Here is a 2822-nt window from a genome sequence, read left to right on the forward strand (position 1 = left end):
TGGACGGCGCCCGCGCCCGGATGGCAGCGGCGAGGCTGGACGCGCTGCTGGAGCTGTTCGCCGCCGCCGAGCGCCTCACCGAGCGCCGCCCCGGCGCCGGAGCCCTCGACCTCGTCGAGCAGATCCGCGCCCAGGCCGTCGTCGAGGACACGCTCGCCCCGGCCGCCGCCGCCCGCGGCCGGATCGACGTGCTCACCCCCGCCCAGCTCGCCGGCGAGCATCGCGACACCGTCGTCCTCGCCCGTCTCCAGGAGGGGGCCTGGCCGGACCTGCGCCTGCGCTCGACCCTCTTCGGCGCCGCGGACCTCTCCCTGCTCGCCGGACCCCGCGCCGCCGATCCCGCCCCGGGCCCCGAGGCGCTGCGCGCCCTGCAGCGCGAGCAGGTCCTCGCCGATGAGCTGCGCCTGGCCGTCAGCGCCCTCGCCCGCGCCCGCACTCGCGTGCTGCTCACCGCGATCGAGGGCGAGCAGGAGGAGCCCTCAGCCCTCTTCGATGTGCTCCAGGACGCGGCGGGGGAGCCCTGGATCGACCCCGAGGTGCTGCGCCGCGACCCCGGCCCCGCCCCCGACGCGCGCCGCCTCGTCGCCGCGCTGCGCCGCCGTCTGCACGAGGAGGACCCCGTCCGCTCCCGCGACGCGGCCCTCGCCCTGGAGGCCCTGGGCCGCGCCGGTGCCCCCGGCACCGACCCCGGCCGCTGGTACCACCAGCAGCCCAGCTCCACCGCACCGCTGCACGGCCCGGACGACCCGATCACCCTCTCGCCCTCCGCGCTCGAGCGCGCTGTGGACTGCCCCCAGTCCTGGCTGATGGAGCGCGCCGGCGGCACCCGCGCGGGCGGCCCCGCCCAGCTGCTCGGCACCGCGATCCACCACCTCGCCCAGATCCACCCCCGCGGCGAGGTCGACCTCCTGGACGAGCTTCACACCTTGCTGCGCGGCATGCCCGGCACCGACACCTGGTCCGGCCGCCGCCGCGTGCGCCACGCCGAGGACGCCGCCCGTCTGCTCACCGAGCACCTCCGCGTCGCCGGCGAGCCTCTCGCCGTCGAGGCGCCCTTCGAGGTGGCGCTGGACCGCGTCCGCCTGCGCGGCAGCATCGACCGGATCGAGGGCGATTCGACCGGTCTGCGGGTCGTGGATCTCAAGACCGGCCGCACCGCGAAGTCCGCCGCGAAGGCCGAGGAGGACCTGCAGCTGGCCGCCTACCAGGCCGCCGTGCGCGAGGGGGCGCTCGCCGAGCAGCTCGGCGAGGACGCCCCCGAGCGGCTCAACGGCGCCCAGCTCGTCTACGTCGGCACCGGCGGGAAGAAGGCCGCGGTGCGCACCCAGACCGCGCTGCCCCGCGCCGAGCACCCGCAGTGGTTCGACGAGCTGGTACGCGACGTGGCCCGCGAGGTCTCCGGCGAGCACGTCACCGCGCGTCGCAACGCGCACTGCGACCACTGCTCGGTGCGCTCCAGCTGCCCGCTCCAGCCCGAAGGAGAGCAGCTGTGACCACTGACTCCGTCCATGTCTCCGCCCCCGGTGCTCCTGCCGCCCGGTACTCCGCCGCGCAGCTCGCGGCCCTGCTCGAGCAGCCTCCGCCCACTGCCGAGCAGACCTCCGTCATCGAGGCGCCGCTCGCGCCGATGCTCGTCGTGGCCGGAGCCGGCTCCGGCAAGACCGAGACCATGGCCTCCCGCGTGGTGTGGCTGATCGCCAACGGCATCGTCGAGCCGCGCCAGGTGCTGGGCCTGACCTTCACCCGCAAGGCCGCCCACGAGCTCGGCGAGCGGATCGGCGCCCGCCTCGCCGCCCTCGCCGCGGCCCTCCGCGGCGCCGGGGAGGAGCTGCCGCCCGGCCTCGAGCGCGGCGGCGACGAGCTCGTCGGCCAGCGCCCCCTGGTCCACACCTACAACGGCTTCGCCCTGGACCTGGTGCGCGAGCACGCCCTCGCCGTCGGCATCGACCCGGACCTGACCATGATGTCCGCCTCCGCCTCCTGGCAGCTCGCCCACGAGATCGTCGAGGGCTGGGACGACTCCCTGGACCTCGAGGCCTCCCCGGCCACGCTCACCGCCGCCCTGCTCTCGCTGAGCTCCTCGCTCGCCGACCACCTCGTCACCCCCGAGCAGCTCGAGGCGCATCTGCGCGAGATCCGCGACCACCTCTCCCAGATCCCGCTGCAGGTCGAGGGCAGGAGGCGCACCACCCCGAAGGACGTCGCGAAGGTGATCGACCAGCTCGAGCAGCGTCTGGCCCTGATCCCGCTGCTGCGCCGCTTCGCCGAGATCCGCACCGCCGACTCCGCGCTGGACTTCTCCGACCAGGTCTCCCTCGCCGCCCGCATCGCCCGCGAGGTCCCCGCCGCCGCGACCCTCGCCCGTCGCATGCACCGCGTGGTGCTGCTGGACGAGTTCCAGGACACCTCGGTCGCCCAGCTGCGCATGCTCACCGACCTCTTCGGCCCCGGCCACGCCGCCTGCGCCGTCGGCGACCCGCAGCAGGCGATCTACGGCTGGCGCGGCGCCTCGGCCGCCTCCCTCGCCGGCTTCGCCGACGCCTTCGCGACCGAGGCGCAGCCGGTCCTCCAGCGCACCCTGTCCACCTCCTGGCGCAACGACGAGGCCGTGCTCGCCGTCGCGAACCGCGTCGCCGCCCCGCTGCGCGCCGCCGGCGCCGGGATCGAGATCCCCGAGCTGCACCCCCGCCCCGGCGCGGGGGAGGGAGCCTGCGAGATCCTCGAGGCGGCCGACGAGCGGGCCGAGGCGAGGGCGATCGCGGACTGGATCCTCGCCCGTCGCGCCGAGGACGGACGCGACGCCGGGGACGGCGCCGGCCCCG

2 protein-coding genes are annotated in these 2822 nt (G+C 76.4%); both read left to right on the top strand.

What is annotated here, in order from left to right; all coding sequences use genetic code 11:
• Positions 1–1493 (top strand): PD-(D/E)XK nuclease family protein (locus HMPREF3159_RS12215; protein ID WP_141748211.1); only part of this gene is annotated, 1493 nt, incomplete at its 5' end.
• On the top strand, positions 1490–2822 hold a 1333-nt coding region (locus tag HMPREF3159_RS12220), incomplete at its 3' end, for a UvrD-helicase domain-containing protein (protein ID WP_141748212.1). The genes HMPREF3159_RS12215 and HMPREF3159_RS12220, both read left to right, overlap by 4 nt.

It is taken from the genome of Brachybacterium sp. HMSC06H03 (assembly GCF_001807385.1).
In the GTDB taxonomy this organism is placed as follows: domain Bacteria; phylum Actinomycetota; class Actinomycetes; order Actinomycetales; family Dermabacteraceae; genus Brachybacterium; species Brachybacterium conglomeratum.